The sequence below is a fragment of the Clostridium sp. DSM 8431 genome (assembly GCF_900116755.1).
Classification (GTDB): Bacteria; Bacillota; Clostridia; order Clostridiales; family Clostridiaceae; genus Clostridium.
Genome location: NZ_FPBY01000286.1, coordinates 1 through 2,259, shown reverse-complemented (window position 1 = coordinate 2,259; position 2,259 = coordinate 1). Strand labels below are relative to the sequence as shown.

The following is a 2,259-nucleotide window of genomic DNA, read 5'->3' as shown; positions in this document are numbered from 1 at the left end:
AAAAAATATAAGTATATGAAAAAAACAACCATACAAGCTTTTGAGCTAGTATGGTCGTTTGATTTTTAGGACTTTTTTTACAGCCCCTTTTTTATGCTTCATAATTTGACATTACAACATAATATGGGTACATTAATTATATGTAAAAAATGAAAGGAAGTTATTGTTTTGATAAAAGAAGTTATTGTTGTAGAAGGCAGAGATGATATAACAGCTGTAAAGAAGGCAGTAGATGCAGAAATAATAGCCACAAGTGGTTTTGGAATAAATGCTAAAATTATAGATAGAATAAAGGAAGCACAAAAGAGAAAAGGTGTAATTGTATTAACTGACCCTGATTTTGCAGGAGAAAAGATAAGAAGCATAATATCTAAACGTGTTAAAGGTGTTAAACATGCATACATTGCACAAGAAGACGGATTAAAGGATGGAGATATTGGAGTAGAAAATGCAACTCCAGAGGTAATATTAAAGGCATTACAAAATGCTAAGATTACAACAGAAGAAAAAAATGAATTTTATACAATGGATGATATGTTTCATTTTAAATTAACAGGTTCTATCGATTCTAAAAAGAGAAGAATAATATTAGGAAAAGAACTTGGAATAGGTTATGGAAATGCAAATCAAATGTTATCAAGACTTAATAACTATGGTATTACTCAAGAAGAGTTTGTAAATGCTATAAACAAAATACAAAATGAGCTAGGAGAATAATTTATGGACATAAAAGATTATAAGACGCAGGAATTGGTTAATAAATATAATTTCAAATTTTCTAAAAGTTTAGGTCAAAATTTCTTGATTGATGATTCAGTACTAAACGATATTGTTTCAGGTGCAGAAGTAGATGAGAATGATCTTGTAATTGAAATAGGGCCAGGAGTAGGTTCATTAACTGCACAACTTTTAAAAAAGGCAAAAAAAGTTGTGGCTGTAGAACTTGATAATGACTTAATTCCAATATTAGAAGCTGAACTTGGTCAATATGACAATTTTTCATTAATACATAAAGATGCATTAAAAGTAGATTTTAATGAAATTATTGGTGATGAACAAAGTGTAAAGCTTGTTGCTAATCTACCATACTATGTTACAACTCCAATTATAGTTAACTTATTAAAGAAGAATTATAATTTTAAATCTCTTACAGTAATGATACAAAAGGAAGTGGCTGAAAGAATTAATGCTGAGCCAAACTGCAAAGAATATGGTTCAATTTCTTTATTAGTTCAATATTATTGTGATACTAAGATAATTAGAAATGTTTCGCCTTCATGCTTTATACCAAGACCTAAAGTTGATTCAATCGTAATAAGATTAGATAGACTTAAAGAAAGAAGAGTAAAGGTCAAAGATGAACAATTAATGTTTGAGATAATAAGACATTCATTTAATATGAGAAGAAAAACTTTATGGAATGCTACGAAGCAACTTGGCATAAATAAAGAAGTATTAGAAAAAGCATATGAAGAAGCAGAAATTGATCCAAAGAGAAGAGGAGAAACTTTAAGCTTAGAAGAATTTGCTAGATTATCTGATAAAATTACAGAATTAAGATAGAGAATAAATGAAAACCCTAAGGCATATACTTTATTGAAATAATATATGTGGAGGGAAATAGGGTTGGCATATAATAAATTATATAGGAATTTTATTATTTTACAGGAGGATGAAAGTTGTCATTCTAGTTCAGAAGATAAACCTTTGTCAGGCTATGCAAAAATAGAAGCTAAAAGTGATAAGTGCAAAATATCATTCTATGCACAAAATTTAAAAAAAGGTGAGAAATATTCAATTGTACTTATCTGCTATAGAAAAGATATGAAACAGATAGTAGATTTAGGCTTCTTAGATGTAAGTGATGTAGGAAAGGGAGAAGCCGTTAAAGAATATTATGTAAATAACATAGCAGGTTTAAATTTTTCTTATGAAAAAATATCAGGAGCTGCAATATGTAAACATAAAAATGAAGGTTTATCATTTCTTATGTATGGATTTATGAATAATGAAAACATAAAAGAAGACTGGAAGAAAAGTAAAGTTGTAAAATGTGCGGATAAAACTGACTATGACATAGAAAAAATAATTAAAGATAGCAATAAAAAAGAATATAAGAAAAATCATGATGATGACCATGATCATAAGCATCATGAAAAACATGACCATGATGAAGATAAACACGACCATCACGAAAAATGTGACCATGATGAAGATAAGCATGATCATCATGAAAAGCATGACCATGATGAAGATAAA

General features: G+C 28.5%; 2 protein-coding genes and 1 pseudogene. All 3 read left to right on the top strand.

The features are described 5' to 3' along the window. Positions 1-168: 168 nt before the first annotated feature. On the top strand, positions 169-717 hold the full coding sequence (rnmV, locus tag BM384_RS16785) for a ribonuclease M5 (protein ID WP_090015373.1): 549 nt from the start codon (positions 169-171) through the stop codon (positions 715-717). 3 nt (positions 718-720) lie between these two features. After that, entirely contained in the window at positions 721-1,563 is an 843-nt protein-coding gene (gene rsmA / locus BM384_RS16780) for a 16S rRNA (adenine(1518)-N(6)/adenine(1519)-N(6))-dimethyltransferase RsmA (protein WP_090015371.1), read from the top strand. Between the two features lie 63 nt (positions 1,564-1,626). Next, positions 1,627-2,259, top strand: a pseudogene (locus BM384_RS16775) (hypothetical protein); the annotation flags it as partial.